General features: G+C 73.2%; 22 protein-coding genes. 12 read left to right on the forward strand and 10 right to left on the reverse strand.

Annotated features, from left to right (window positions below):
• Positions 1–23: 23 nt before the first annotated feature.
• From ispG to AB0L74_RS09865, 4 genes are all read left to right on the forward strand, one after another.
• Positions 24–1,181 (forward strand): flavodoxin-dependent (E)-4-hydroxy-3-methylbut-2-enyl-diphosphate synthase, encoded by a 1,158-nt coding sequence (ispG, locus tag AB0L74_RS09850; RefSeq protein WP_365648021.1) that lies wholly within the window; start codon positions 24–26, stop codon positions 1,179–1,181.
• A 164-nt stretch (positions 1,182–1,345) separates the two neighbouring features.
• The gene (locus tag AB0L74_RS09855; protein ID WP_365648024.1) at positions 1,346–2,194 is read left to right on the forward strand and encodes a GNAT family N-acetyltransferase; all 849 of its coding nucleotides are present in this window, start codon (positions 1,346–1,348) and stop codon (positions 2,192–2,194) included.
• Between the two features lie 53 nt (positions 2,195–2,247).
• Positions 2,248–2,778: a GNAT family N-acetyltransferase gene (locus AB0L74_RS09860; protein WP_365648027.1), complete on the forward strand. Its 531-nt coding sequence runs from the start codon at positions 2,248–2,250 to the stop codon at positions 2,776–2,778.
• Positions 2,779–2,898: 120 nt separating this feature from the next.
• Positions 2,899–4,599 (forward strand): proline--tRNA ligase, encoded by a 1,701-nt coding sequence (locus AB0L74_RS09865; RefSeq protein ID WP_365648030.1) that lies wholly within the window; start codon positions 2,899–2,901, stop codon positions 4,597–4,599.
• A 120-nt stretch (positions 4,600–4,719) separates the two neighbouring features.
• Here the strand turns inward: AB0L74_RS09865 and AB0L74_RS09870 are convergent, their stop codons facing one another.
• The 3 genes from AB0L74_RS09870 to AB0L74_RS09880 form a co-directional block, all read right to left on the reverse strand.
• Complete coding sequence (locus tag AB0L74_RS09870; protein WP_365648033.1) at positions 4,720–5,622, reverse strand: aminoglycoside phosphotransferase family protein; 903 nt, start codon at positions 5,620–5,622, stop codon at positions 4,720–4,722.
• A 156-nt stretch (positions 5,623–5,778) separates the two neighbouring features.
• Positions 5,779–6,246 (reverse strand): ferritin-like domain-containing protein, encoded by a 468-nt coding sequence (locus tag AB0L74_RS09875; RefSeq protein WP_365648035.1) that lies wholly within the window; start codon positions 6,244–6,246, stop codon positions 5,779–5,781.
• Positions 6,243–6,767 carry a hypothetical protein gene (locus tag AB0L74_RS09880; RefSeq protein WP_365648037.1) on the reverse strand — a complete coding sequence of 175 codons (525 nt, stop codon included), beginning with the start codon at positions 6,765–6,767 and terminating at the stop codon, positions 6,243–6,245. Before AB0L74_RS09880 ends, AB0L74_RS09875 begins: the two co-directional genes overlap by 4 nt.
• Before the next feature lie 317 nt (positions 6,768–7,084).
• Here AB0L74_RS09880 and rimP point away from each other — a divergent pair, with 317 nt between their 5' ends.
• The 8 genes from rimP to AB0L74_RS09920 all read left to right on the forward strand — a co-directional run bounded on the left by rimP (position 7,085) and on the right by AB0L74_RS09920 (position 15,575).
• A complete protein-coding gene (gene rimP, locus AB0L74_RS09885; RefSeq protein ID WP_365648039.1) occupies positions 7,085–7,594 on the forward strand; it encodes a ribosome maturation factor RimP in 510 nt (169 codons plus the stop codon).
• A gap of 2 nt (positions 7,595–7,596) precedes the next feature.
• Complete coding sequence (nusA, locus tag AB0L74_RS09890) at positions 7,597–8,583, forward strand: transcription termination factor NusA (RefSeq protein ID WP_365648042.1); 987 nt, start codon at positions 7,597–7,599, stop codon at positions 8,581–8,583.
• Between the two features lie 150 nt (positions 8,584–8,733).
• Positions 8,734–9,015 (forward strand): YlxR family protein, encoded by a 282-nt coding sequence (locus AB0L74_RS09895; RefSeq protein WP_365648044.1) that lies wholly within the window; start codon positions 8,734–8,736, stop codon positions 9,013–9,015.
• 163 nt (positions 9,016–9,178) lie between these two features.
• A complete protein-coding gene (gene infB / locus AB0L74_RS09900) occupies positions 9,179–12,208 on the forward strand; it encodes a translation initiation factor IF-2 (RefSeq protein ID WP_365648047.1) in 3,030 nt (1,009 codons plus the stop codon).
• Positions 12,209–12,400: 192 nt separating this feature from the next.
• On the forward strand, positions 12,401–12,694 hold the full coding sequence (locus tag AB0L74_RS09905; protein WP_365648193.1) for a DUF503 domain-containing protein: 294 nt from the start codon (positions 12,401–12,403) through the stop codon (positions 12,692–12,694).
• 55 nt (positions 12,695–12,749) lie between these two features.
• Positions 12,750–13,196, forward strand: a complete 447-nt coding sequence (rbfA, locus tag AB0L74_RS09910; protein WP_365648050.1) for a 30S ribosome-binding factor RbfA — start codon at positions 12,750–12,752, stop codon at positions 13,194–13,196.
• Complete coding sequence (gene truB / locus AB0L74_RS09915) at positions 13,193–14,098, forward strand: tRNA pseudouridine(55) synthase TruB (RefSeq protein WP_365648052.1); 906 nt, start codon at positions 13,193–13,195, stop codon at positions 14,096–14,098. The genes rbfA and truB overlap by 4 nt, the downstream gene beginning before the upstream one ends.
• 523 nt (positions 14,099–14,621) lie before the next feature.
• Positions 14,622–15,575 carry a bifunctional riboflavin kinase/FAD synthetase gene (locus AB0L74_RS09920; protein ID WP_365648055.1) on the forward strand — a complete coding sequence of 318 codons (954 nt, stop codon included), beginning with the start codon at positions 14,622–14,624 and terminating at the stop codon, positions 15,573–15,575.
• Between the two features lie 211 nt (positions 15,576–15,786).
• Here the strand turns inward: AB0L74_RS09920 and AB0L74_RS09925 are convergent, their stop codons facing one another.
• The 7 genes from AB0L74_RS09925 to AB0L74_RS09955 form a co-directional block, all read right to left on the reverse strand.
• Complete coding sequence (locus AB0L74_RS09925; protein ID WP_365648058.1) at positions 15,787–16,866, reverse strand: ABC transporter ATP-binding protein; 1,080 nt, start codon at positions 16,864–16,866, stop codon at positions 15,787–15,789.
• The gene (locus tag AB0L74_RS09930) at positions 16,863–17,864 is read right to left on the reverse strand and encodes an ABC transporter ATP-binding protein (RefSeq protein ID WP_365648061.1); all 1,002 of its coding nucleotides are present in this window, start codon (positions 17,862–17,864) and stop codon (positions 16,863–16,865) included. Before AB0L74_RS09930 ends, AB0L74_RS09925 begins: the two co-directional genes overlap by 4 nt.
• Complete coding sequence (locus tag AB0L74_RS09935; RefSeq protein WP_365648064.1) at positions 17,861–18,790, reverse strand: ABC transporter permease; 930 nt, start codon at positions 18,788–18,790, stop codon at positions 17,861–17,863. The genes AB0L74_RS09930 and AB0L74_RS09935 overlap by 4 nt, the downstream gene beginning before the upstream one ends.
• Positions 18,787–19,830: an ABC transporter permease gene (locus AB0L74_RS09940; protein ID WP_365648196.1), complete on the reverse strand. Its 1,044-nt coding sequence runs from the start codon at positions 19,828–19,830 to the stop codon at positions 18,787–18,789. The genes AB0L74_RS09935 and AB0L74_RS09940 overlap by 4 nt, the downstream gene beginning before the upstream one ends.
• 39 nt (positions 19,831–19,869) lie before the next feature.
• Complete coding sequence (locus AB0L74_RS09945) at positions 19,870–21,717, reverse strand: ABC transporter substrate-binding protein (protein ID WP_365648067.1); 1,848 nt, start codon at positions 21,715–21,717, stop codon at positions 19,870–19,872.
• Between the two features lie 297 nt (positions 21,718–22,014).
• A complete protein-coding gene (locus AB0L74_RS09950) occupies positions 22,015–24,816 on the reverse strand; it encodes an SCO5717 family growth-regulating ATPase (protein ID WP_365648070.1) in 2,802 nt (933 codons plus the stop codon).
• 306 nt (positions 24,817–25,122) lie between these two features.
• The gene (locus tag AB0L74_RS09955) at positions 25,123–25,440 is read right to left on the reverse strand and encodes a DUF397 domain-containing protein (RefSeq protein WP_365648073.1); all 318 of its coding nucleotides are present in this window, start codon (positions 25,438–25,440) and stop codon (positions 25,123–25,125) included.
• Positions 25,441–25,688: the final 248 nt, after the last annotated feature.

Raw genomic sequence — 25,688 nt, forward strand, 5'->3', positions numbered from 1 at the left:
CACGACTTGGGGTTGCACAGCAGATGACTGCGATTTCTCTCGGCATGCCGTCCGTTCCGACCAAGCTCGCCGAGCGCCGCAAGAGCCGGCGGATCCAGGTCGGGTCCGTGGCGGTCGGCGGGGACGCGCCCGTCTCGGTGCAGTCGATGACCACGACCCGTACGTCGGACATCGGGGCCACGCTCCAGCAGATCGCGGAGCTGACGGCGTCCGGCTGCCAGATCGTCCGCGTCGCCTGTCCCACGCAGGACGACGCCGACGCGCTCCCGGTCATCGCGCGCAAGTCGCAGATCCCGGTCATCGCGGACATCCACTTCCAGCCCAAGTACGTCTTCGCCGCGATCGAGGCGGGGTGCGCTGCGGTGCGGGTGAACCCGGGCAACATCAAGAAGTTCGACGACCAGGTCAGGGAGATCGCCAAGGCGGCCAAGGACCACGGCACGCCGATCCGCATCGGGGTCAACGCGGGCTCGCTGGACAAGCGGCTGCTCCAGAAGTACGGCAAGGCGACCCCCGAGGCGCTGGTCGAGTCGGCCCTGTGGGAGGCGTCCCTCTTCGAGGAGCACGACTTCCGCGACATCAAGATCTCCGTGAAGCACAACGACCCGGTCGTGATGATCGAGGCGTACCGCCAGCTCGCCGAGCGGTGCGACTACCCCCTCCACCTGGGCGTCACGGAGGCCGGTCCCGCCTTCCAGGGCACGATCAAGTCGGCGGTCGCCTTCGGCGCGCTGCTCTCGCAGGGCATCGGCGACACCATCCGCGTCTCGCTGAGCGCTCCTCCGGTGGAGGAGGTCAAGGTCGGCCTCCAGATCCTCCAGTCGCTGGGCCTGCGCCAGCGCGGCCTGGAGATCGTCTCCTGCCCGTCCTGCGGCCGCGCCCAGGTCGACGTCTACAAGCTGGCCGAGGAGGTCACCGCCGGCCTGACCGGCATGGACGTCCCGCTGCGCGTCGCCGTGATGGGCTGCGTCGTCAACGGCCCCGGCGAGGCCCGCGAAGCCGACCTCGGCGTCGCCTCCGGCAACGGCAAGGGCCAGATCTTCGTCAAGGGCGAGGTCATCAAGACCGTCCCCGAGTCCAAGATCGTCGAGACGCTGATCGAGGAGGCCATGAAGCTGGCCGAGCAGATGGAGAAGGACGGCGTGGCCTCCGGCGAGCCGTCGGTGTCCGTCGCCGGCTGACTCTCCCGGTCGGTCCCCGCCCGCCCCCTGCCCGTCCCGCGCCGCTCCTCGGCCTGTCCCGTGCCGCCCCCCGGCCCGTTCCGCGCCGCCCCCGGGGGCGGCGCCGCCGTTTTATGGCAGGTACAGTGCGAAAATCAGCGACCTTCGAGGTGAGGCCCCGCACCGTGTTGACGCAGACCACCTCCCGCGTGCTCGAACCGGCAGACCTGGACGCCGCGCTCGCCGTCCTCGACCGCGAGCCGGTCGCGAACGCCTTCGTGACGTCCCGCGTGCGGGTCGCCGGCCTCGACCCCTGGCGCCTGGGCGGTGAGATGTGGGGCTGGTACGAGGACGGCATACTGACGTCCCTGTGCTACGCGGGCGCCAACCTCGTCCCCCTCTGCGCCACCCCGCGCGCCGTCCGCGCCTTCGCCGACCGGGCCCGCCGCGCCGGCCGCCGCTGCTCCTCCATCGTCGGCCCCGCCCAGCCCACCGCCCAGCTGTGGCGCCTGCTCGAACCCGGCTGGGGCCCGGCCCGCGAGGTCCGCGCCCGCCAGCCCCTCATGATCGCCGACCGGATGCCCGCCGATGTCGCCCCGGACCCCTACGTCCGCCGCGTCCGCAAGGACGAGATGGAGACGATCATGCCGGCGTGCGTCGCGATGTTCACCGAGGAGGTCGGCGTCTCCCCGCTGGCCGGCGACGGCGGCCTGCTCTACCAGGCCCGGGTCGCCGAACTGGTCGGCTCCGGCCGCTCCTTCGCCCGCTTCGACGCCGACGGCAAGGTCGTCTTCAAGGCCGAGATCGGTGCCGTGACCGACCGCGCCTGCCAGATCCAGGGCGTGTGGGTGGCCCCCGAGTACCGGGGGCGGGGCCTGGCGGCCCCCGGCATGGCCGCCGTCCTGCGGTACGCGCTGACCGAGGTGGCCCCCGTGGTGAGCCTGTACGTGAACGACTTCAACACCCCCGCCCGCCGCGCCTACCGCAAGGTCGGCTTCCAGGAGGCCGGCGCGTTCATGAGCGTGCTGTTCTGACGAGCGGGGACTTCGCCGCCATGCGCCCGGCGCACGCGGGTAGGCTCCCCGCCATGGACCTCGTGATCGGCCCCCTGGACCTGCCCGCCCACGTAGACGAAGCCCTCGCGGTCCAGGCCGCCGCCTTCGGCCTGGGCCCCGACGAGGTCGCCGTACGCCGTCAGATCGTCCTGCGCCACATGACCTACCCCGGCGCCCGCGCCCTCGGCGCCACCGTCGGAGGCGACCTCGTCGGCTTCGTCTACGGCATGCCCAACGACCGCGCCCACTGGTGGTCCACCGTCGTCGAGCCCTATCTGCGCGCCCAGGACCACGAGGAGTGGCTCGACGACTCCTTCGTCATCACCGAGCTGCACGTCCACCCGCACCACCAGAACCGCGGCATCGGCCGCACCCTGATCACCACGATCACCGACAGCGCCACCGAGCCCCGCTCCATCCTGTCGGCCATCGACACCGAGAGCCCGGCCCGCGCCCTGTACCGCTCCCTCGGCTACCGGGACCTCGCCCGCCAGGTCGTCTTCCCCAGCGCCGCCAAGCCCTACGCCGTGATGGGCGCCCCCCTCCCGCTGCGCGGGCGCTGAACTCCCGGCCGATTTCCGCCGCGCCCAACCGCCCGGCTAACCTCGTTTGCCATCACCCTCCCCAGGCTCCCGGCGCCGCCCGAACCAGGGGGACCCCCAGCAGCAGGAGATACGAGAACCATGGCGAACGCACCGGTCCAGCGCATGTCCCAGTTGTTGGCGAAGACGTTGCGCGACGACCCGGCGGACGCCGAGGTCCTCAGCCACAAGCTGCTCGTCCGCGCCGGCTACGTCCGCCGCACCGCCGCCGGCATCTGGACCTGGCTCCCGCTCGGAAAGAAGGTCCTCGCCAACGTCGAGCGCATCGTCCGCGAGGAGATGGACGCGATCGGCGCCCAGGAGGTGCTGCTCCCCGCCCTGCTGCCGCGCGAGCCCTACGAGGCGACCGGCCGCTGGGACGAGTACGGCCCCGAACTGTTCCGCCTGAAGGACCGCAAGGGCGGCGACTACCTCCTCGGCCCCACCCACGAGGAGATCTTCACCCTGCTGGTGAAGGACCAGGCGTCCTCCTACAAGGACCTGCCGGTCATCCTGTACCAGATCCAGACCAAGTTCCGCGACGAGGCCCGCCCGCGCGCGGGCATCCTGCGCGGCCGCGAGTTCCTGATGAAGGACTCCTACTCCTTCGACGTCGCCGACGAGGGCCTGGCCGAGTCCTACGCCCTGCACCGCCAGGCGTACCAGCGCGTCTTCGAGCGCCTCGGTCTCGACTACCGCATCTGCGCCGCCACCGCCGGCGCCATGGGCGGCTCCAAGTCGGAGGAGTTCCTCGCCCCGGCCGAGGCCGGCGAGGACACCTTCGCCGACTGCCCGCACTGCGACTTCGCCGCCAACACCGAGGCGATCACCTACGAGCTGAAGCCGGTGGACGCCTCCGGGGTGCCCGCCGCCGAGGACATCCCGACCCCGGACACCCCCACCATCGAGACCCTCGCCGCCGCGCTCGGCGTCCCCGCCTCCGCCACCCTGAAGAACCTCCTGGTCAAGGTCGACGGCGAGATCGTCGCCGTCGGCGTCCCCGGCGACCGCGAGGTCGACCTGGACAAGGTCGAGGCCCACTTCGCCCCGGCGGCCGTCGAGATGGTCACCGAGACGGACTTCGCGGCCCGCCCCGAGCTCGTCCGCGGCTACGTCGGCCCGCAGGGCCTGGAGAAGGTCCGCTACCTCGCCGACCCGCGGGTGGCCCCGGGCACCGCCTGGATCACCGGCGCCAACAAGCCCGGCACGCATACGAAGAACGTCGTCGCGGGCCGCGACTTCGAGGTCGACGAGTACGTCGACGTCGTGGTCGTCCAGGAGGGCGACCCCTGCCCGAAGTGCGGCACCGGCCTCAAGCTGGACCGCGCCATCGAGATCGGCCACATCTTCCAGCTGGGCCGCAAGTACGCCGACGCCCTCAAGCTGGACGTCCTCGGCCAGAACGGCAAGCCGGTCCGCGTCACCATGGGCTCCTACGGCATCGGCGTCTCCCGCGCCGTCGCCGCGCTCGCCGAACAGCACGCCGACGACAAGGGCCTGGTCTGGCCCCGGGAGGTCGCCCCGGCCGACGTCCACGTGGTCGCCGCCGGCAAGGCCCTCCAGACCGAGCTGGCGCTTGACGTCTCCGGCAAGCTGGCCGCCGCCGGCATCCGCGTCCTGGTCGACGACCGGGCCGGTGTCTCCCCGGGCGTGAAGTTCACCGACGCCGAGCTGATCGGCGTCCCGACGATCCTGGTCGCCGGACGGCGCGCCGGCGAGGGCGTCGTCGAGCTCAAGGACCGCCGCACCGGCGAGCGCGAGGAACTGCCGGTCGAGGAGGCCATCGCCCGCCTGACGGCCTGAGCCGAGACGGAAGGGGGCGCCCGCACTCCGCGGGCGCCCCCCTTCCGCCGCGTCCAGGGCCCGCGGCACATTCCCGCCCGTCCCGCGGGCGACGGGTCCCGGACCCCCGCCCGGCGGCCCTCAGAGCCAGCCCGCGAACTCCAGCAGCAGCTCCGCGTCCCTCTCCCGGCCGACTCGGCGGGCCCGTACGCCCGACTCCACCGCCCGGAACAGCGTCCAGCCGCGCAGCCGCTCCTGGTCGACCTCCAGGGACTCCGCGAGCCGCTTGACCCGCCGCCGCGTCGTCGCCGCGCCCGACGGCCGCGCGATCAGGTCCTCCACCCGGTCCCGCACCAGCCGCGCCAGGTCGAAGGCGCTCTCGCCGACCACCGGATCCGGCCCCACGGCCAGCCACGGCATCCGGTCCCCGGCCAGTACCTTGCTCTGCCGGAACGTGCCGTGCAGCAGGAACCGCTCGGGCGGCTCCGCCAGCAGCTCCTCGCGGATCGCGAGCGCCGCCTCCACCAGCGGCGCCACCTCCGGATCGGCCGCGGCACCCGACCGCATGGCCTCGGCCTGCCGCCCGGTCCGCTCCGCCACCGTCTCGAACCGGTGCCCGGCGGGCGGCTCGACCCACAGCCGCCGCAGCGTGCCCGCCGCCTCCAGCAGGGCCTTCGCCTCCGGAAGCGACCGCACCGACACGTCCGGGTGCAGCCGTTCCAGCAGCAGGACGCCCTCCGCGGGGTCCGCCTCGTCGAGCACCTGCACGGCGCCCCGGCCGCCCCAGTGCGCGAGCGCCACCCGCTCGCTCTCCGGACGGGCCCGCGGCGGGGCCAGCTTCAGCACGGCCGGTGACCCGTCCGCCCGCCGCACCAGCACGACCAGGCTGCTGCGCCCGCCGGGCACCTGTACCCGCTCGACGGTCAACTCGCGTAGCGCGACGGCCTGCCGCGCCAGCCCGGGCAGCCGCTCCAGCCAGCCGTCACCGTCCGGTGCCGTCTCACCGAGCGCCCTGACCAGGCGCCGCGGCGGTTCGAATGCCATGCGCGAGCCGTTCCCTTCCCGTACGTGTCCGTCCCGTCGGCGCCGTCCCGGTCCCGGAGTCCCGAAGGGCGCGTTCCGTACGTGTCCTCCCGTACGTGTCCTGCTGCTGTACGTGTCCTGCCGTACGTCTCCTGCCGTACGGGTGCCCCGTACGGGTCACGCCGTCGGTGCCGCCGAGACCGGCGGGCCGGCGTCGGCCCGCTCGGCGAGACCAGGGAAGGCTACGCTCTCGCCGCGCCAGCGGACGGCCCGGACCGCCGCCTCCCGCAGCGCGTCCGCCGCCGCGGCCCGCCGCTCGCCCGCGGCGGCGCGCACCAGGTCGGAGTAGACACCGGCCACCCTGTCCTCCAGTTCGGCCGCCAGTCGCACCGCCGCGGCCGCGTCCGGCACCGGGAAGGGCAGCGCGTAGCCCGCGGCCGCGGCGACCGGCTCACCGCCCCGGTCCCGCACCTGGCGCACCAGCGCGTCCCGGCGCGCCCGGTGCGCGTCGAAGGCCGCACGCGCCTGAGCGCGCCGCTCAGCGCCGATCCGGCCGCCCACGACTCCGTAGCCGTACACCGCCGCGTGCTCGGCCGCCAGCGCCGCTTGGAGGGCGTCCAGCTCCCGGTCCCTCGCCTCGCTCACCCGTCACCCTCCGTCAGCAGATACACATGCGCCGCCCCGGCCGCCGCCACGGAGGCCAGCAGCCGCGCCAGCTCGCCCGGCACGCCCGCCAGCGCCCCGGTCCGCCGCCCGGTCAGCTCCCGCTCGGCCGCGGCGAGTCCGGCGAGAGCGTCCTTCTCGTTCCCCGGCACGCCGGGCGGCGGGGAAACGGGCGGTGCCGCCTGAGCCGGGGACGTCCGCGGGGCGGCCACGGTTCCGCCGAACGCCTCCGCGTGCCGCACGACCTCCTCCCGCAACGGCCGCAGCCGCGCGGCCAGCCCGGGATGCGCGGCCATCACCGCGTCGTACCGGGCGGCCAGCCGCTCGCTGTCGCGGGCGGCCCGCGCGCGCACCCGGGCGGCGGCCGGCGGGCTGCCGCCCGTGCCGTCGGAACCGGGACCGGACGAGCAGCCCACGAGCAGGGCGGCCCCGGCGGCCGAGGCGAGCAGACTCCTTCTGCGCGGCCCCCGGCGGGTGCGCGGCGATGAGGTGAACGGCGGCACGGCAGACGTCCTCGGGAACTCGTGCGAAACGAATGCGATAGAAAATACGACAGAAAATACGAAACGAATGCGCCAAAAGGGGAGTTGACAGCGAACGACAGACAGAAGGGATGGAACCCAAAGCGACTCGAAGCGATCGGGACGCGACAGGCCCGTCCGTGATCACGGTACCCGGGCGCCCGCCCCGCACCACTCGGCGCCACCGCTCGCCGCCGCCGCGCTGCCCGGGTGGACGGCAACACCCTCCCGGACCGGATACCCTTTGACCAGACACGCGACCATCCCACAACAGCACACGCGGCCGAGGAGTCACCCGGATGAGCACCACCCAGAGCGAGAGGCTGCGAGAACTGCTGGAACCGCTCGTCACCTCCCAGGGTCTGGATCTCGAGGAGATCGCGGTGGACTCGGTCGGACGCAAGCGGGTGCTGCGCGTCGTCGTCGACTCCGACACCGGTGCCGACCTGGACCGGATCGCCGATGTGAGCCGCGCGCTCTCGGCGAGGCTCGACGAGACGGACGCGATGGGCGAGGGCGAGTACACCCTCGAAGTGGGAACCCCGGGCGCGGAACGCCTCCTCACGGAACACCGGCACTACGTGCGCGCCACCGGCCGGCTGGTGAAGTTCCAGCTGGCGGAGGGCGGCGAACTGGTGGCCAGAATCCTGACCGTCGACGGCGACGGTGTCGACGTCGAGGTCCCCGGGGTCAAGGGGCGCAAGCCCACCGCACGCAGACTCGCCTTCGGCGACATCGCCCGGGCGCGCGTGCAGGTCGAGTTCAACCGCAAGGACGACACGTCCCACAAGAAGGAAGAGGAGGCGTAGCCGTGGACATCGACATGAGCGCCCTGCGGGGCTTGGTACGGGAGAAAGAGATCTCCTTCGACCTGCTGGTCGAGGCGATCGAGTCCGCCCTCCTCATCGCCTACCACCGCACCGAGGGAAGCCGCCGGCACGCGCGCGTGGAGCTCAACCGGGAGACCGGGCATGTGACCGTGTGGGCGAAGGAGGACCCCGACGACCTCGAAGAGGGCCGGGAGCCCCGCGAGTTCGACGACACCCCGTCCGGCTTCGGCCGTATCGCCGCCACCACCGCCAAGCAGGTCATCCTGCAGCGGCTGCGCGACGCCGAGGACGACGCGACGCTCGGCGAGTACGCCGGCCGCGAGGGCGACATCGTCACCGGCGTGGTCCAGCAGGGCCGCGACCCGAAGAACGTCCTCGTCGACATCGGCAAGCTGGAGGCCATCCTGCCCGTGCAGGAGCAGGTCCCCGGCGAGACCTACCCGCACGGCATGCGCCTGCGGTCGTACGTGGTGCGGGTGGCCAAGGGGGTGCGCGGCCCGTCCGTGACGCTGTCGCGGACCCACCCCAATCTGGTGAAGAAGCTCTTCGCCCTGGAGGTGCCGGAGATCGCCGACGGGTCCGTCGAGATCGCCGCGATCGCCCGTGAGGCCGGTCACCGCACCAAGATCGCCGTCCGCTCCACCCGCTCCGGTCTGAACGCCAAGGGCGCCTGCATCGGCCCCATGGGCGGCCGTGTGCGCAATGTCATGGGCGAGCTGAACGGTGAGAAGATCGACATCGTCGACTGGTCGGAGGACCCGGCCGAGATGGTGGCGCACGCCCTCTCGCCCGCCCGCGTCTCCAAGGTGGAGATCGTGGACATGGCGTCCCGGTCCGCGCGCGTGACCGTGCCCGACTACCAGCTGTCGCTGGCGATCGGCAAGGAAGGGCAGAACGCCCGGCTCGCGGCCCGGCTGACCGGCTGGCGCATCGACATCCGCCCGGACACCGAGCAGCCGGCGGAATAGCCCGGCGACCGGCCGGGAAAGAGATCGTTGGGCCGATCGGGGAATGAATCCGGGCCGTGGAGCGCTGAGATCACGACAGGTTCAGCGCGCCACGTGTTCGATCCTTCCCCCGAAGGGGTGAGGTCGGCCCGGGGAGGTAGACTGAAGAAGGTGTCTGGCCGGACGCGTGCCCGCGCATGCCCTGAGCGCACCTGTGTGGGGTGCCGGGAGCGAGCGGTCAAGAACGAACTGCTGCGTATCGTGGTGGTCGAGGGCGCATGCGTCCCCGATCCTCGCGGTACGCTGCCCGGCCGGGGTGCGTACGTACACCCCGCCACGGTCTGTCTCGATCAGGCGGTTCGCCGCCGGGCGTTCCCGCGGGCACTGCGCGTCCCGGGACCGCTCGACATAAAGGCGTTGCGCCATCACGTCGAGCAGGCACAGGGTTGCTGAGGGCAACCTGGTAAGGAAGACGTGCCGCACGGAACCCCGTGCGGTCTGGTACCTCGCGAGTCGAAAGCAGGTCGAGATTGCGATGAGCACTCGATGAGTACGCGATGAGTACGCCCATGAACTAGCGACGGTCCGGACGCAACCCGGACCTCAAAGGAGCGAAGTGGCTAAGGTCCGGGTATACGAACTCGCCAAGGAGTTCGGTGTGGAGAGCAAGGTCGTCATGGCCAAGCTCCAGGAACTCGGTGAATTCGTCCGTTCGGCGTCTTCGACGATCGAAGCGCCTGTCGTACGCAAACTGACTGACGCATTCCAGCAGGGCGGCAACGGCAAGTCCGCCGCCAAGCCCGCGGCCCCGAAGAAGGCCGCCCCCAAGCCCGCCGCGCCGGCCCCGGCGCAGGCGGCACGTCCGGCTGCCCCGCGGCCGGCCGCCCCCAAGCCCGCGGCCGCCCAGCAGCCCACGGCCCCGTCGGCGTCCGCGCCGGCCACCCCCGGTCCGCGTCCGACGCCGGGCCCCAAGCCCGCGCCGCGTCCGGCCCCCGCGGCTCCGGAGTTCACCGCTCCGCCGTCCGCCCCGGCGGCTCCGGCCGCGCCGAAGCCCGGTGGCGCCCGTCCCGGCGCTCCCAAGCCCGGCGCCCGTCCGGGTGCCGGTCAGGGCCAGCAGGGCGGCCAGGGCCGTTCCGGCGGTCAGGGCGGCGGACGCCCCGGCGCCTCCGCGCCCCGTCCGGGCGCCCGTCCGGCCGGTCCGCGTCCGGGCAACAACCCCTTCACCTCCGGTGGCAACGCCGGCATGGCGCGCCCCCAGGCGCCCCGCCCGCAGGCGCCGCGTCCGGCCGCGCCCGGCGGTGCCGCCGGCCCGCGTCCGCAGGGTCCCGGCGGGGCCCAGGGCGGCGGTCCGCGTCCGCAGGCTCCGGGCGGTCCCCGTCCGACCCCGGGCTCGATGCCGCGTCCGCAGGGCGGTCCGCGTCCCGCCGGTCCCGGCGGCCCGCGTCCGAACCCCGGCATGATGCCGCAGCGTCCCGCTGCCGGCCCGCGTCCCGGCCCCGGCGGCCGTGGTCCGGGCGGTGCGGGCCGTCCCGGCGGCGCCGGCCGTCCCGGCGGCGGTGGCGGCTTCGCCGGCCGTCCCGGCGGCGGTGGCGGTGCCGGTCGTCCGGGCGGTGGCGGCGGCTTCGCCGGCCGTCCCGGCGGCGGTGGCGGCTTCGGCGGCGGCGGCGGTGGCCGTCCCGGCTTCGGCGGCCGTCCCGGCGGTCCCGGTGGCCGTGGTGGCACGCAGGGCGCCTTCGGCCGTCCCGGCGGTCCCGCGCGTCGCGGCCGCAAGTCGAAGCGGCAGCGCCGTCAGGAGTACGAGGCCATGCAGGCCCCGTCGGTCGGCGGCGTGATGCTGCCCCGCGGCAACGGCGAGACCATTCGCCTGTCGCGCGGTGCGTCGCTCACCGACTTCGCGGAGAAGATCAACGCCAACCCGGCGTCGCTCGTCGCGGTCATGATGAACCTCGGCGAGATGGTCACCGCGACCCAGTCCGTCTCCGACGAGACGCTGGAGCTCCTTGCCGGCGAGATGAACTACACCGTTCAGATCGTCAGCCCGGAGGAGGAGGACCGCGAGCTGCTCGAGTCCTTCGACATCGAGTTCGGCGAGGACGAGGGCTCCGAGGAGGACCTGGTCGTCCGTCCGCCGGTGGTGACCGTCATGGGTCACGTCGACCACGGTAAGACCCGACTGCTCGACGCGATCCGCAAGACCAACGTCATCGCGGGCGAGGCCGGCGGCATCACCCAGCACATCGGTGCCTACCAGGTCGCGACCGAGGTCAACGACGAAGAGCGCAGGATCACCTTCATCGACACCCCGGGTCACGAGGCGTTCACCGCCATGCGTGCCCGCGGTGCGCGGTCGACGGACATCGCGATCCTCGTCGTGGCGGCCAACGACGGCGTCATGCCGCAGACGGTCGAGGCCCTGAACCACGCCAAGGCGGCCGACGTGCCGATCGTGGTCGCGGTCAACAAGATCGACGTCGAGGGTGCCGACCCGACCAAGGTGCGCGGTCAGCTCACCGAGTACGGTCTGGTGGCCGAGGAGTACGGCGGCGACACCATGTTCGTCGACATCTCCGCCAAGCAGGGGCTGCACATCGACTCCCTGCTGGAGGCCGTCGTCCTCACCGCCGACGCCTCGCTCGACCTGCGGGCCAACCCGAACCAGGACGCGCAGGGCATCGCGATCGAGTCCCGCCTGGACCGCGGCCGCGGTGCCGTGGCGACGGTCCTCGTCCAGCGAGGCACGCTGCGGGTCGGCGACACGATGGTGGTCGGCGACGCCTACGGCCGGGTCCGCGCCATGCTCGACGACAACGGCAACAACGTGGCCGAGGCCGGCCCGTCGATGCCGGTCCAGGTCCTGGGCCTGACCAACGTCCCGGGCGCCGGTGACAACTTCATCGTGGTCGAGGAGGACCGTACGGCCCGCCAGATCGCGGAGAAGCGTGCCGCCCGCGAGCGGAACGCCGCGTTCGCCAAGCGCACGCGCCGCGTCTCCCTGGAGGACCTGGACAAGGTGCTCAAGGCCGGCGAGGTCCAGCAGCTGAACCTGATCATCAAGGGTGACGCGTCCGGATCCGTCGAGGCCCTGGAGTCCTCGCTGCTCCAGCTGGACGTCGGCGAAGAGGTCGACATCCGCGTCCTGCACCGCGGCGTCGGTGCGGTCACGGAGTCCGACATCGACCTGGCGATGGGCTCGGACGCCATCGTGATCGGCTTCAACGTGCGCGCCGCCGGGCGTGCCGCGCAGATGGCCGAGCGCGAGGGCGTGGACGTCCGGTACTACTCGGTCATCTACCAGGCGATCGAGGAGATCGAGGCGGCCCTCAAGGGCATGCTCAAGCCGGAGTACGAGGAGGTCGAGCTCGGCACGGCGGAGATCCGCGAGGTCTTCCGTTCGTCCAAGCTGGGCAACATCGCGGGTGTGCTCATCCGCTCCGGCGAGGTTCGCCGCAACAGCAAGGCGCGCCTCATCCGCGACGGCAAGGTCATCGCGGAGAACCTCAACATCGAGGGTCTGCGTCGCTTCAAGGACGACGTCACCGAGATCCGCGAAGGCTTCGAGGGCGGTATCAACCTCGGAAACTTCAACGACATCAAGGTCGACGACGTCATCGCGACGTACGAGATGCGCGAGAAGCCGCGGGCGTAACCTCCGGCCGACGGTGGGCACTGGCCGACGGGACATCGTTCCCGTCGGCCAGTGCCGCGTCCCCGGGCGTATCCGGGGCGCGGCGGAAACTCCGTCGAGCCCCCGGGCGCGTTCGGGGTACCGTTCTTGATGTCCCTGTCCATACGGATGGCAGGGCCATCGATCCCGTACCGGCGGGTGAACCGGTTGCACATGTATGTGGGGACGCTGTCCTTCGACCTCCTCCTCGGCGACGTACATTCGCTGAAGGAGAAGCGCTCCGTCGTCCGCCCGATCGTCGCCGAGCTCCAGCGCAAGTACGCGGTGAGCGTCGCCGAGGTGGATCATCTGGACCTCTACCGCAGGGCCGGCATCGGCCTCGCGGCGGTCTCCGCCGACGCGGGGCATCTGACCGGCATCCTGGACCGGTGCGAACGGCTGGTCGCCGGCCGCCCCGAGGTGGAACTGCTGTCGGTCAGACGGCGCTTCCACGGCGACGACGACTGACGACCGAGCCGACCCATGCACGAAACGAAGAGCAGAAAGAACGGGAGACGGACCAGTGGCCGACAACGCGCGGGCTAAGAGGCTGGCGGACCTCATCCGAGAGGTGGTGGCCCAGAAGCTGCAGCGCGGGATCAAGGACCCGCGGCTCGGCTCTCACGTCACCATCACGGACACCCGGGTCACGGGTGACCTCCGGGAGGCGACCGTCTTCTACACCGTCTACGGGGACGACGAGGAGCGCAAGGCCGCGGCCGCCGGTCTGGAGAGCGCCAAGGGCATCCTGCGCTCGGAGGTGGGCCGGGCGGCGGGCGTGAAGTTCACGCCGACCCTCACCTTCGTCATGGACGCCCTGCCGGACACCGCCCGGACCATCGAGGACCTCCTCGACAAGGCGCGGCAGTCCGACGAGAAAGTGCGCGAGGCGTCCGCGGGCGCCTCCTACGCCGGCGGGGCCGACCCGTACAAGAAGCCCGCAGACGAGACGGACGACACCGCCGAATGACCGCCAAGCACACCCCGCCCGACGGCCTTGTCATCGTCGACAAGCCGTCGGGCTTCACTTCGCACGACGTCGTCGCCAAGATGCGGGGCATCGCCCGGACGCGGCGCGTCGGGCACGCCGGCACCCTCGACCCGATGGCCACCGGTGTCCTCGTCCTCGGCGTGGAGAAGGCCACCAAGCTCCTCGGGCACCTCGCCCTCACCGAGAAGGAGTACCTCGGCACCATCCGCCTCGGCCAGACGACGATCACGGACGACGCCGAGGGCGAGGTCACCGCGTCCACCGACGCCTCCAAGATCAGGCGGGAGGACATCGACGCCGGGGTGGCCAAGCTGACCGGTGACATCATGCAGGTCCCGTCCAAGGTCAGCGCCATCAAGATCGACGGCGTGCGTTCCTACAAGCGGGCACGGGAGGGCGAGGAGTTCGACATCCCCGCACGGCCCGTCACCGTCTCCTCCTTCGCCGTGTACGACGTCCGCGACGCCGTCGCCGAGGACGGCACCCCGGTGCTGGACCTGGTGGTGTCGGTGGTCTGCTCCTCCGGCACCTACATCCGCGCCCTCGCCCGCGACCTCGGCGCGGACCTGGGCGTCGGCGGCCACCTCACCGCCCTGCGCCGCACGCGCGTCGGACCCTACAAGCTGGACGCGGCGCGCACCCTGGACCAGCTCCAGCAGGAGCTGACCATGCTGCCGCTCGCCGAGGCGGCCGGTGCCGCGTTCCCGCGCTGGGACGTGGACGACCGGCGCGCCCGGCTGCTCGTCAACGGGGTACGGCTGGAGATGCCCGACGAGTACGCGGGCGCCGGCGCGGTGGCCGTCTTCGGCCCCGGGGACCGCTTCCTGGCCCTCGTCGAGCACCACCGGGGCAAGGCCAAGAGCCTCGCCGTCTTCGGCTGAGACGCCCCCGCCTCCCGGGCCGCGGCCGGTCCCCCCGTGGAGCGGCGGCCACGGGGACTTCTCCGCCGCCGCTCCACGGTCCCCCCTCGGTTCCCCCACCCCTAGGGTGTATCCATCACCCCCGCTCTGGTCACCCGTCCGGGCAGGCGCTCGGAGTGAACCGGGGGAGCGGAAGGGGGCGCGTTCGGCAGATGATCTCTCCTCGCCGATCACCGACCGCCGACCGCCGGACGGCCCGCGCGGCCTCCCGCACCGCACCGCCGCCCTCCTCGCCCGCGCGCCGGACGGCGCCGCCCGCTGCGACCGGGCGCGGGCCGGCCCCGGCCGCGCCGCCCGCGTGACGGGCCGGCTGACCGGGGCGCGGCGCCGGGCCGTGACCGGACCCCGGGTCCGGTTGCGTGCACCCGGTCACACCGCCCATGCCGGTGCGGGCGTGAGGAGCGTGGCATGGCACCCTTAGACCTGCGTAGAGGCGTAAATCGCGGACACGGGTTCGACGAGTACTCGACAAGGAGCAGTCACAGTGCAGCGCTGGCGTGGCTTGGAGGACATCCCCCAGGACTGGGGGCGCAGCGTCGTCACCATCGGCTCCTACGACGGAGTGCACCGCGGTCACCAGCTGATCATCCGGCATGCCGTGCACCGCGCCCGCGAGCTCGGCGTGCCCGCCGTCGTCGTGACCTTCGACCCGCACCCCAGCGAGGTCGTGCGCCCCGGCAGCCACCCGCCGCTGCTCGCCCCGCACCACCGCCGTGCGGAGCTGATGGCCGAGCTGGGTGTGGACGCCGTCCTCATCCTCCCCTTCACCACCGAGTTCTCCAAGCTGTCCCCGGCCGACTTCCTCGTCAAGGTGCTGGTCGACAAGTTGCACGCCAGGGCCGTCGTGGAGGGCCCCAACTTCCGCTTCGGCCACAAGGCCGCCGGGAACGTCGAGTTCCTCGCCGAACAGGGCAAGACCTACGACTTCGAGGTCGAGGTCGTCGACCTGTACGTGAGCGGCGAGGCGGGCGGCGGCGAGCCGTTCTCCTCGACCCTGACCCGGCGCCTGGTCGCCGAGGGGGACGTCGCGGGCGCCGCCGAGATCCTGGGCCGCCCGCACCGGGTCGAGGGCGTGGTCGTCCGCGGCGCCCAGCGGGGCCGCGAGCTGGGCTTCCCCACGGCGAACGTGGAGACCCTGCCCCACACCGCCATCCCGGCCGACGGCGTCTACGCCGGCTGGCTGCACGCCCAGGGCGAGGTGATGCCGGCCGCGATCTCCGTCGGCACCAACCCGCAGTTCGACGGCACCGAGCGCACGGTGGAGGCGTACGCCATCGACCGCGTGGGGCTCGACCTGTACGGGCTGCACGTCGCGGTCGACTTCCTGGCCTTCGTCCGGGGCCAGGCGAAGTTCGACACGCTCGAGGCGCTGCTGGAGCAGATGGCCGAGGACGTCGAGCGCTGCCGCCGGCTGGTGGCCGAGGCCGACAGGCCGTAGTGCCGCGGCAGGCAACGTTCGCCCGTCAAGGAGCGGCGTCCGGTGCGTGCTCTGGGAACCCCTGGCCGAAGGCTGGGGGGAGTGCCGGCAAGTCCTCGTACTGGACGTACTCGGGCTTTCGGCCGGTGCGGCGAGTGGGATCCCCCCTGCTCGAAGAGCCTGGGGGAGCGTGCCGGGCGCCGCGACAGGGTGAACGTTGCCTGGTGCGGCACTAGTCTGCCGCGGGTTCACCCCGGGCTCGCGGTGTGAACGACCGATCCTGGCCAGACCCGGTATGCGCCCAGTGGCACGCCACCTGGGCCGTCCCGCTTCCGTCGAGGACCTCCGGGTCCCGGGCGCGGCACGCGCCGGCGACACCGGACCGCTCGGCCGCGCCGCTCGCCAGGACCGGGCAGCGGACGTGGAAGCGGCAGCCGGCGGGGATCCGGGACGGGTCCGGGGGCTCGCCGGTGAGGACCACCGGGTCGCCCGGGGCTTCCGGGAGGACCGAGAGCAGGGCCCGGGTGTACGGGTGCCGGGGCGCCGTCAGCACCTGCTCCACCGCGCCCGTCTCCACGATCCGGCCCAGGTACATCACCGCGACCCGGTCGGCGATGTTCCACGCCAGCCCCAGGTCGTGGGTGACCACCAGCGCGGAGAGCCCGAGTTCGGTGCGCAGCCGCAGCAGCAGGGCGAGGATCTCCCCGCGCACCGAGGCGTCCAGGGAGGCCACCGGCTCGTCCGCGATGAGGAGTTCGGGCTCCAGGACGAGCGCGCCGGCGATGACGACCCGCTGGCGCTGCCCGCCGGACAACTCGTGCGGGTAGCGCAGGAAGAAGCGTTCCGGGGGCCGCAGCCCGGCCCGGGCCAGGGCCCCGGCGACCGCCGCCCGCTCGTCACCGCCGTAGCCGTGGACGCGCAGGCCCTCGGCGACCGCGTCGTAGACCGTGTGCCGCGGGTTGAGCGAGCCGCTCGGGTCCTGGAGCACCAGCTGAACGCGTTTGCGGTAGGTCTTCAGCGACCGGGCGGAGTACTCCAGCGGACGGCCGTCGAAGACGACCCGGCCGCCGGTCGGTTCGACCAGGCCCAGCAGAGAGCGGGCCAGCGTGGTCTTCCCGCAGCCCGACTCGCCGACCAGGGCGACGATCTCGCCGGGGCGGATGTCGAGGTCGACACCGTCGACCGCGCGGGCCCGGGGGGCGCCGCGCCGGCCGGGGAAGGCGACGTGCAGGCCCCGGGCGCTGAGCAGGGGAGCGGCCTCGCTGCCGCCCGAAGCACCGGGGGCGCCGGGGGCGGCGGGGGAGGTGGTCATGGGGTGGTGCGCCTCGCTTCCTCGGACTTCTGCGGCTCCCGGGCCGGCTCCCCGGCGACGTGCACACACGCGGCCCGCCCGTGCGTCCCGGTGCCGCGCAGCACCTGGTCCTGGGCGGCGCAGGACTCCAGCGCCACCGGGCACCGCGGATGGAACGCGCACCCGGGCGGCACGGCCGCCGGGTCCGGCGGATCCCCCGCCAGCCCGCGCGGCGCGAACCGCGACGCCGGGTCGCCGATCCGGGGGAACGCGGCCGACAGGGCCCGCGCGTACGGGTGCCGGGCGTCCTCGTACACCCGCCGGGCCGGGCCCTCCTCGACCACGCGCCCCGCGTACATCACGGCGAGCCGGTCGCAGGTGCCGGCGAGGACGGCGAGATCGTGGCTGATCATGATCAGGCCCAGGTCCTGCTCGGCGACGAGCTGTTGGATGAGCCGGAGGATCTGCGCCTGGACCATCACGTCGAGCGCGGTGGTCGGCTCGTCCGCGATGATCAGCCGCGGGTCGCAGGCCAGCGCCATCGCGATCATGACGCGCTGGCGCTGCCCTCCGGAAAGCTCGTGCGGGTAGGCGTCCGCGCGGGCGGCGGGCAGCCCCACCTGCTCCAGCAGTTCGCCGGCCCGCTTCCGGGCCCCGGCCGGGGTCGCCTTGCGGTGCAGCAGGACCGGCTCGGCGATCTGGTCGCCGACGCGGTGCACGGCGTTGAGGGAGTGCATCGCGCCCTGGAAGACGATGGAGGCCGCGGCCCAGCGGACCGCCCGCACCCGGCCCCACTTCATCGTCAGCACGTCCTCGCCGTCGAGCAGGATCTCCCCGGTGATCCGGGTCCCGGACGGCAGCAGCCGCAGCAGCGCCAGCGCCAGCGTGGACTTGCCGCAGCCCGACTCCCCGGCGATGCCGAGCTTCCGGCCCGCCTCCAGACGCAGGTCCACCCCGCGGACGGCGGCCGCGCCACCGGCGTACGTCACCGTCAGGTCCCTGACGTCGAGCAGGCTCACCGCGCCACCCCCAGCCTGGGGTTGAGGACGGACTCCACGGCCCGCCCGCACAGCGTGAACGCCAGCGCCACCACCGCGATGGCGACGCCCGGCGGCACCAGGTACCACCAGTGCCCGGCGCTGACCGCGCCCGCCTCCCGCGCGTCCTGCAACAGCCCGCCCCACGACACCACCGTCGGATCGCCGAGGCCGAGGAAGGCGAGGGTGGCCTCGGCGAGGATGGCCGAGGAGATGATCAGGGTGGTCTGGGCCAGCACCAGCGGCATGACGTTGGGCAGGACGTGCCGGGTCATGATGTGCCGGTGCCCGCCGCCGAGCGCCTTCGCGCGTTCGATGTAGGGCCGGGTCTCCACCGCCAGCGTCTGCGCGCGCACCAGCCGGGCCGTCGTCGGCCAGGTCGTCACGCCGATCGCCACCACGATCGTGGTGAGCGAGCGGGACATCACGGTGGCCAGCGCGATCGCCAGGACCAGCGTCGGCATCACCAGGAACCAGTCGGTGACCCGCATGATCACCGTCGCGTACCAGCCGCCGAAGTGCCCGGCCGTGACACCGATCAGCGTGCCGATCGCGACCGAGAGCACCGCGGCGAGCAGCCCGGCCAGCAGCGAGACCCGCGCGCCCCACACCAGCAGCCCGAGCAGGTCGCGCCCGAACTGGTCGGTGCCCAGGGGGAATCGGGCGCTGGGGCTCTGCATCGGCCGGCCCGGCGCGTCGGTCACGTTGCTCACGTCGGAGCCGACGAGCAGCGGCGCGGCCAGGGCCAGCAGCGCGAAGAGTACGAGTGCGGCCAGGCCGAAGAGACCGGCCCGGTGGGTGCGGTACTGCCGCCAGAAGCGCGCGGCGGAGGCGCGGCGCCGTCGCCGGGCCAGCGCGCGCGCACTCGTGGCGGTCGTCCCGGTCGTCTCGGGCATCTCGCTCGTCATCGGCCCACCCGGGGGTCGAGCAGCGGATAGATCAGGTCGGCGAGCGTGTTCATCAGGATCACCGCGGCGGCGAACACGAAGAACAGGCCCTGGACCAGCGGCAGATCGGGCACGCTCAGCGCCTGGTAGAACAGCCCGCCCAGGCCCGGCCAGGAGAAGACGGTCTCCACCAGGATCACGCCCGCCACGGTCCGGCCGAGGTTGATGAAGATCAGCGTCACGGTCGGCAGCAGGGCGTTGGGGACGGCGTGCCGCCGCCGCACCAGATCGTCCCGCAGCCCCTTGGCCCGCGCGGTCGTCAGATAGTCGCTCCCCATCTCGTCCAGCAGTGCCGACCGTGTGACCAGCAGCGTCTGTCCGTACTCCACCGCCACCAGCGTCACCACCGGCAGGACCAGATGGTGCGCGACGTCCACCGCGTACGCGAAGCCCTCCTCGCCGCCCGACTCCATGCCGCCGGTCGGGAACAGGCCGGGCAGCGGCCCGGCGCCCACCGACAGCACGATGATCAGCAGCAGCCCGAGCCAGAAGGAGGGGATGGAGTACAGCGTCAGCGCCAGGCCCGTGTGCAGCCGGTCGCCGATCCCGCCGTGCCGCCAGGCCGACCGGGTGCCGAGGAAGACACCGAGGGCGGTGTAGAGGACGAAGGCGGTTCCGGTCAGCAGGAGCGTGTTCGGCAGCGCCTCGGTGATCTTGTCGAGGACGGGTGCGTTGAACTGGTACGACGTCCCGAGGTCGCCGGAGAGCGCCTTGCCGCAGTAGTCGGCGAACTGCTGCCACAGCGGCAGGTCCAGCCCGAACTGCTCGCGGTAGGCGGCCAGTTGCCCCGCCGACACCGGGCGGCCGCCCGTCATGTGCTTCACCGGGTCGCCGGGGATCAGCCGGAACAGGAAGAAGCTGGTGACGAGGACGGCCAGCAGCGAGACGGCCGCGCCGGCCAGCCTGCCCGCCACGTACCGCGGATACGCCGTGCTCCCGCGCCCGCGGGACGCTGCCGCCTGCGCGCTCCCGGCCGGCGCGAGGGCCGCGTCAGCGCTCATGCGTACGCGCTCGCCCGTCTGGTCGTAGTCCATCGCCCGCTACTCGCGGTCCTCGGCGGTGGCCCGGCGGCGCAGCGCCGCGAACCCCCCGAGGGCGGCCAGTACGACGACACCCCCGACGATCCCGAGGACGACCCCCGTCGAGGAGGAACCGCCCGACGAGTCGTCGGAGTCCGCGGGCACTGCCGACCACCAGCTCCAGTAGCCGTCCTGGCCGTAGATGTTGCCCGCCTTGGCCGGCATCGTCGTGATGGACTCGATCTGGTCCGTGCGGTAGGCCTCGACCGCGTTGGGGTACGCCATGACGTTCATGTAGCCGAGGTCGTACAGCCGCGCCTGCATCTGCTTGACGAGGTCCGCCCGCTCGGCGGGGTCGTACTCGGCGAGCTGCCGGGCGTAGAGCTCGTCGTACCGCTTGTCGCAGATGAAGTTGTCGGTGGCGCCGGTGTCCTTGGGCGTGGCCGGGAGCGCCGCGCAGGTGTGGATGGACAGCACGAAGTCCGGGTCGGGGTTGACGGACCAGCCGTCGAAGGCGAGGTCGTACCTGCCGGCGAGCCACGGGTCGGTGACGTTGTCCAGACAGTCGAGCCGGACGCCGATGCCCAGCTTGCCCCACCACTCCTGGAGGTACTTGCCGACCGCCTTGTCGTTCGGGTCGGTGGCGTGGCACAGGACGCGGTAGGTGATCGGTTCGCCGTCCTTGCCGACGCGCCTGCCGTCGCCGTCGAGCCGGTACCCGGCCTGGTCGAGCAGCCGGGCCGCCTTCGCCGGGTCGTACGCCAGTTTCCGGCTCGCGGACGGCTTCCAGAAGTACTGCGAGAAGCGCGGCGGTATGTAGCCCTCGCCCTCGACGGCGTGCCCCCGGAACACCCTGTCGATGATGGTCTCGCGGTCGACGGCCATGAACAGGGCGTGCCGCACCCGCTGGTCCAGCAGGGACGGGTGGCCGTCGCCGAACGTCCGGCCGTCCTTGGCCCTGGCCCCCGGGTTGGTGGCCAGGGCGTAGAAGCGGCGGCCCGGGGCGTCGTTGACGCGGATGTTCCGCTCGCCCTCCAGGGACGCGGCCTGAGCCGGTGTCAGGGAGGGCGAACCGGCGACGAAGGACACCTCGCCCTTGCGCAGGGCGGAGACGGCCGCGTCCTGGTCCTTGTAGTAGCGGAAGACCAGCTCGTCGAACTTGGGCGCCCCGCGCCAGAAGCTCTTGTTGGCCTTGAGGCGGACATAGCTGTCGGGCTTGTAACCGGTGAGGACGAACGGCCCGTTGCCGACGACGGGGAAGCTCGTGTCGTTGTTGAACTTCGAGAAGTCGGTGACCTTCTCCCAGACGTGCTTGGGCACGATCGGCACGTCAAGCGCGGTCATCGTGGCCTGCGGCTTCTTCAGTTCGATGACCAGCTTGGTGGGGCTCGGGGCGGTGACCTTCCGGAAGTTGCCGACGAAACTGCCGTTGGCGGTGGCCGCGCCCTGGTCGGTCATCATCTTGTTGAAGGTCCAGGCCGCGTCCTCGGCGGTGGCCCGCTTCCCGTCCGACCACGTGGAGTCGGAGCGGATCGTGTACGTCCAGGTCAGCTTGTCCGGCGACGACTCCCACCGGGTGGCCAGGCCCGGGACGGCGCGGGCGTCCCCGGGGTCGTAGTTGGTCAGGAACTCGTACATCAGCCGCTGGACGCTGGTACTGAGCAGGCGCACCGCCAGGAACGGGCTGAGCGAGTCCACGCTCTGCGCCACCGCGACGGTCAGCACCTTCTTGCCGTCGCCGGCCGCCCGTGCGTGCGCGGGCGCCGGGTTCAGCGGAGTGGCGAGGGAGGCGGTGAGGGTGAGCGCCGCCGCCCCCGCGCCCGCGAGGAGCCGGACGCGGCCCGGAACGCTGCGTGTCTGTGTGTCCATGGGGTCGGTGACCTCGCGTCATCGTTCGCAGGGACGGACGGGTCGATCAGGTGCCGGATGGATGATGAGTGTGTCTATCAGCGGCGGTTGCACGCGTCAATGGCGCATTCACCCCGTGTGGCCTGCGGAAACAACGAATTGACGGTCATTTTTCAGCCATTGGTCGAGACCGCTGACGCCTCGCTGGCCAGGGCGTGACGGCGGCCCTCGCCTCCCGTCGGACGCGGAAAAGCCCGGGGCCCGTACCGCGGAAGACGGTACGGGCCCCGGGCCGGCGAGCACCGGCGATCCGGCGCGCTACTGCTGAGGCGGCAACTGCCCCGGAGGCATCGCCGGCCCCGGCTGCCCCCCTCCCGGCTGGCCGTACGGCGGGGCGTACCCGGGCTGAGGGCCGGGCTGCCAGGGCTGGCCGGGCTGGGCCCCGGGATATCCCTGGAACGGCTGCCCGCCCGGGGTCGGCTGCCCCGGCATCGGCGGAGCCATGGTGGGCGGCGGATTGCCGTCCGAGGTCCACAGCCCCTGCTCCTGCTGGGCCCGTACGAAGTCCTCGGCCACCTTCGCGGCCAGGTCGAAGTACGCCTCCCGCACCTTGGGCCGCATCATGTCCAGGTCGACCTCGGCGCCCGCCGCCAGATGCTCGTCGAACGGCACGACGATCACACCCCGGCAGCGCTGTTCGAAGTGGGTGACGATGTCCTCCACCTTGATCATCTTGCCGGTCTCGCGCACCCCCGAGATCACGGTCAGGGACCGCGAGACCAGCGACGCGTACCCGTGCGCGGACAGCCAGTCAAGCGTCGTACTGGCACTGCTCGCCCCGTCCACCGAGGGCGTCGAGATGATGATGAGCTGGTCGGCGAGGTCGAGCACCCCGCGCATGGCGCTGTAGAGCAGTCCGGTGCCCGAGTCGGTGAGGATGATCGGGTACTGCCTGCCCAGCACGTCGATCGCGCGCCGGTAGTCCTCGTCGTTGAACGTCGTCGACACGGCCGGGTCCACGTCGTTGGCGATGATCTCCAGACCCGAGGGCGCCTGCGACGTGAAACGGCGGATGTCCATGTACGAGTTGAGGTACGGGATCGCCTGGACGAGGTCGCGGATGGTGGCGCCGGTCTCCCGCCGCACCCGGCGGCCGAGCGTGCCGGCGTCCGGGTTGGCGTCGATGGCGAGGATCTTGTCCTGCCGCTCGCTGGCGAGCGTGGCACCGAGGGCGGTCGTCGTGGTCGTCTTGCCGACACCGCCCTTCAGGCTAATGACGGCGATCCGGTAGCAGGAGAGCACCGGCGTGCGGATGAGTTCGAGCTTGCGCTGCCTCTCCTGCTCCTCCTTCTTGCCACCGAGCTTGAACCTCGACCCGCCGGGGGTGGGGCGGCTGCTCTTGGCCTTCTGCTTCTTGCTGTTCACCAGCCGGTCGGAGGTCAGCTCCACGGCGGCGTTGTAGCCGAGCGGCGCGCCCGGGCTGATCTGCTCCCGCTGGTCGTGCTGGAGCGCCTGCGGCCAGGGGGCACCGGTGCGCGGGTCCACGCCGGGCTGGCCGGGCGGCTGGGCATAGGGGTGCGGGGCCTGCGGCGGCTGTCCCGGCACCGGGGGCTGCCCCGGCTGCGGCTGCCCCTGCGGCTGGGCCGGAGGCGGCAGCGGCTGACCGGGCTGTGCGGCGGGCTGCTGCGGGTAGCCGTACCCGGGCTGGGGCGGCTGGGGGGCGGGCTGCTGCGGGTAGCCGTATCCGGGCTGGGGCGGCTGGGGGGCGGGCTGCTGCGGGTAGCCGTATCCGGGCTGGGGCGGCTGGGGCGCGGGCTGCTGCGGGTAGCCGTACCCGCCCGGCGGGGTCGGGACCGCCGACGGGGGGAAGCCGTAGCCGCCCTGCGGGGAGGGGACCGGTCCCGGGGGCTGTCCGGGAGCGGCCGGCCAGCCGGCCGGCGCGGGCTGCGGCGCCTGCGGAGGGGCTCCGGCGGCCGGGGGCTGTCCGGCCGCCGCCGGCCACTGCGGCGCGGACGCCGGCGCCCCGCCGGCAGCCGCCGAGGGGAACTGCGGCGGGAGGGGCGGAACAGCCCCCTCCGGCGCGGGCGGAGGCCGCCAGCCGGACGGCGCGTCCTGCTGCGGGCTCTCCGTCTGCTCCGGTACGCCGTGCGGCGCGGCCGGGGCGGCGCCCGCGGGCACGGCACCCCGCGGCTCGGCCCCCTGGGCATCGCCGCCCTCATCCGGGACGGATTCCGGGGCCGCGCCGTCGCCCTCCGGGCCCGGTGCGGCTATCCCCTCGGCACCGTGCGGCTCCGGCCGGGCAGCCGCCGCGGCGGCACCGTCGTCCGTGCCCGGTTCCGCCGTCTCCTGGTCGCCGGCGCCGGCCGTGGCTCCCGTGCCGCTCGGGTCGGGGGCGCCCGGCGCGGCGGGGCCGGCGGACGCCTCCGACCCGCTCGCCGCCCGCGCGTCGGCCGGCGCGGGCGCGGTCTCACCGGCGGGCCCGGAAGACGCCTCGTCCGCCGCCGCGCCGGACGACGCGGCGGCACCTTCGGGGGCGCCGTTCACCGCGGCGTCGGCGGGGCCGCCCGCCTGCCCGCCGGCGGAAGCGGTGGCGGGGCCCGGACCGCCGGGCGCCGGGGCGGCGGACGTCCCGGGCGCCTCGGGGGGTGCCGGCGGGAACGAGTCCGGCGCGGGCAGCGAGGGAGCCGCGATGGGGCTCCCGGTGGGAGGAGGAGGTGTCACAGCGCCCGCACCCGCGGACGGCCCGAACCCCGAGCCGGGCACGGGGCCGGGAGCGGGAACCTGACCCGGGCCGGGAACGTGACCGGGACCAGCGGCCGGACCCGGACCCGGAACGGGGCCCGGTCCGGGAGCCGGCGCGCCGGCGGACGCGGGCGGGACCGCGGGCGCGGGCGGAGCCGCGGGCCCGGAACCGGACGTGTCGGCGGGACCAGGATTGTGCGCGGGGGCGGGCGCGGGCGCGGTCTGCTCTCCGCCGGTCGACGCGCTCTGCGTGTACCAGGCGGGCGCGGCGTAGTCGATGGTGAACTCGCCCGTCGTCTCGACGGCCGCTTCTGCGTCGGACTGGTCATCGCTGGGCGTGGTCCAGCCCACGCGCATCCCGTCCCGATCGCTGTGCACAATTCCTCCTGGTGTGGTCGAGCACCCTCGTGCCGTACGGGCACTCATGTGGCGGGCCGGGGGCGACCGTTCCTGTTGTCCGATCCGTCTGGTTCGGCTGTGGACGCGAACAACCCACCGTGGGTTCTGCCGTCGCACCCTCGTCAAGCGTAAACGCCGCAGGGGACAGCGGGGCAGGCCCGTCCGCCGTGCGCTCGCCCCCGTGTGACCGCCGCCTTCCCCGGGCGCCGTCCGGCCCCGCCCGCGCCGGTCCTCCGAGCCCGTGACGGGCCGTCCTGCCCGCCGGGCGCGGCCCGGCCTCGCGCGCTATTCCGCGGCGAGCCCTCCGTTGTGCGGTGCGGGCTCCAGGTCGAACTCGCCGTCGCGGGCGCCGAGTACGAAGGCCCGCCACTCCGCCTCCGTGTAGCGCAGCACGGTGTCCGGATCCAGGGAGGACCGCATGGCCACCGCTCCGCCCGGAAGGTAGGCGATCTCGACGCGTTCCTCGTGCTCCTCGGTGCCGGGCGCGCTGTGCCACTCGACATCAGAGATGTCCAGCGCGTACAGCTCGTCCCGCTCCCTCTCCTTTCGAGCCCTGACGTCCTCGTCCTGCGTCCCCGCAGTGCTGTCCTGTACGTCAGCCATGGTGAAGGGCCCCTTCTGATGAGCGAACGACATGCACGGTCACCTTACTGGGCCCGGTCGGCGCGTACGGTCGAACCGTGAGGCCGGCAAAACCCGCCGGGCGCGGGCGCGTTCGCCGTACCACGGGCGTCGCCGCTCACCGGGGGCCGTCCCGTCCACTCGCGGCCGCCGCCGTTCATTCCTGAGGGTGCCGTCGCCGGTGACGGGTGCGTCAGCGGCGCGCGGGCCAAACGGCGGCACGGGCCGCG

The organism is Streptomyces sp. NPDC052020, from assembly GCF_040680575.1.
Lineage (GTDB): Bacteria > Actinomycetota > Actinomycetes > Streptomycetales > Streptomycetaceae > Streptomyces.

What these genes read in the sequence shown, in the direction of transcription:
- AB0L74_RS09940 (WP_365648196.1), bottom strand. Translation starts at nt 19,830, where the DNA reads ATGAGCGCTGACGCGGCCCTCGCGCCGGCCGGGAGCGCGCAGGCGGCA.
- AB0L74_RS09955 (WP_365648073.1), bottom strand. Translation starts at nt 25,440, where the DNA reads ATGGCTGACGTACAGGACAGCACTGCGGGGACGCAGGACGAGGACGTC.
- AB0L74_RS09870 (WP_365648033.1), bottom strand. Translation starts at nt 5,622, where the DNA reads ATGGCATTCGAACCGCCGCGGCGCCTGGTCAGGGCGCTCGGTGAGACG.
- AB0L74_RS09945 (WP_365648067.1), bottom strand. Translation starts at nt 21,717, where the DNA reads ATGGACACACAGACACGCAGCGTTCCGGGCCGCGTCCGGCTCCTCGCG.
- AB0L74_RS09935 (WP_365648064.1), bottom strand. Translation starts at nt 18,790, where the DNA reads ATGACGAGCGAGATGCCCGAGACGACCGGGACGACCGCCACGAGTGCG.
- AB0L74_RS09925 (WP_365648058.1), bottom strand. Translation starts at nt 16,866, where the DNA reads ATGACCACCTCCCCCGCCGCCCCCGGCGCCCCCGGTGCTTCGGGCGGC.
- AB0L74_RS09865 (WP_365648030.1), top strand. Translation starts at nt 2,899, where the DNA reads ATGGCGAACGCACCGGTCCAGCGCATGTCCCAGTTGTTGGCGAAGACG.
- AB0L74_RS09905 (WP_365648193.1), top strand. Translation starts at nt 12,401, where the DNA reads ATGTATGTGGGGACGCTGTCCTTCGACCTCCTCCTCGGCGACGTACAT.
- ispG (WP_365648021.1), top strand. Translation starts at nt 24, where the DNA reads ATGACTGCGATTTCTCTCGGCATGCCGTCCGTTCCGACCAAGCTCGCC.
- rimP (WP_365648039.1), top strand. Translation starts at nt 7,085, where the DNA reads ATGAGCACCACCCAGAGCGAGAGGCTGCGAGAACTGCTGGAACCGCTC.
- truB (WP_365648052.1), top strand. Translation starts at nt 13,193, where the DNA reads ATGACCGCCAAGCACACCCCGCCCGACGGCCTTGTCATCGTCGACAAG.
- AB0L74_RS09860 (WP_365648027.1), top strand. Translation starts at nt 2,248, where the DNA reads ATGGACCTCGTGATCGGCCCCCTGGACCTGCCCGCCCACGTAGACGAA.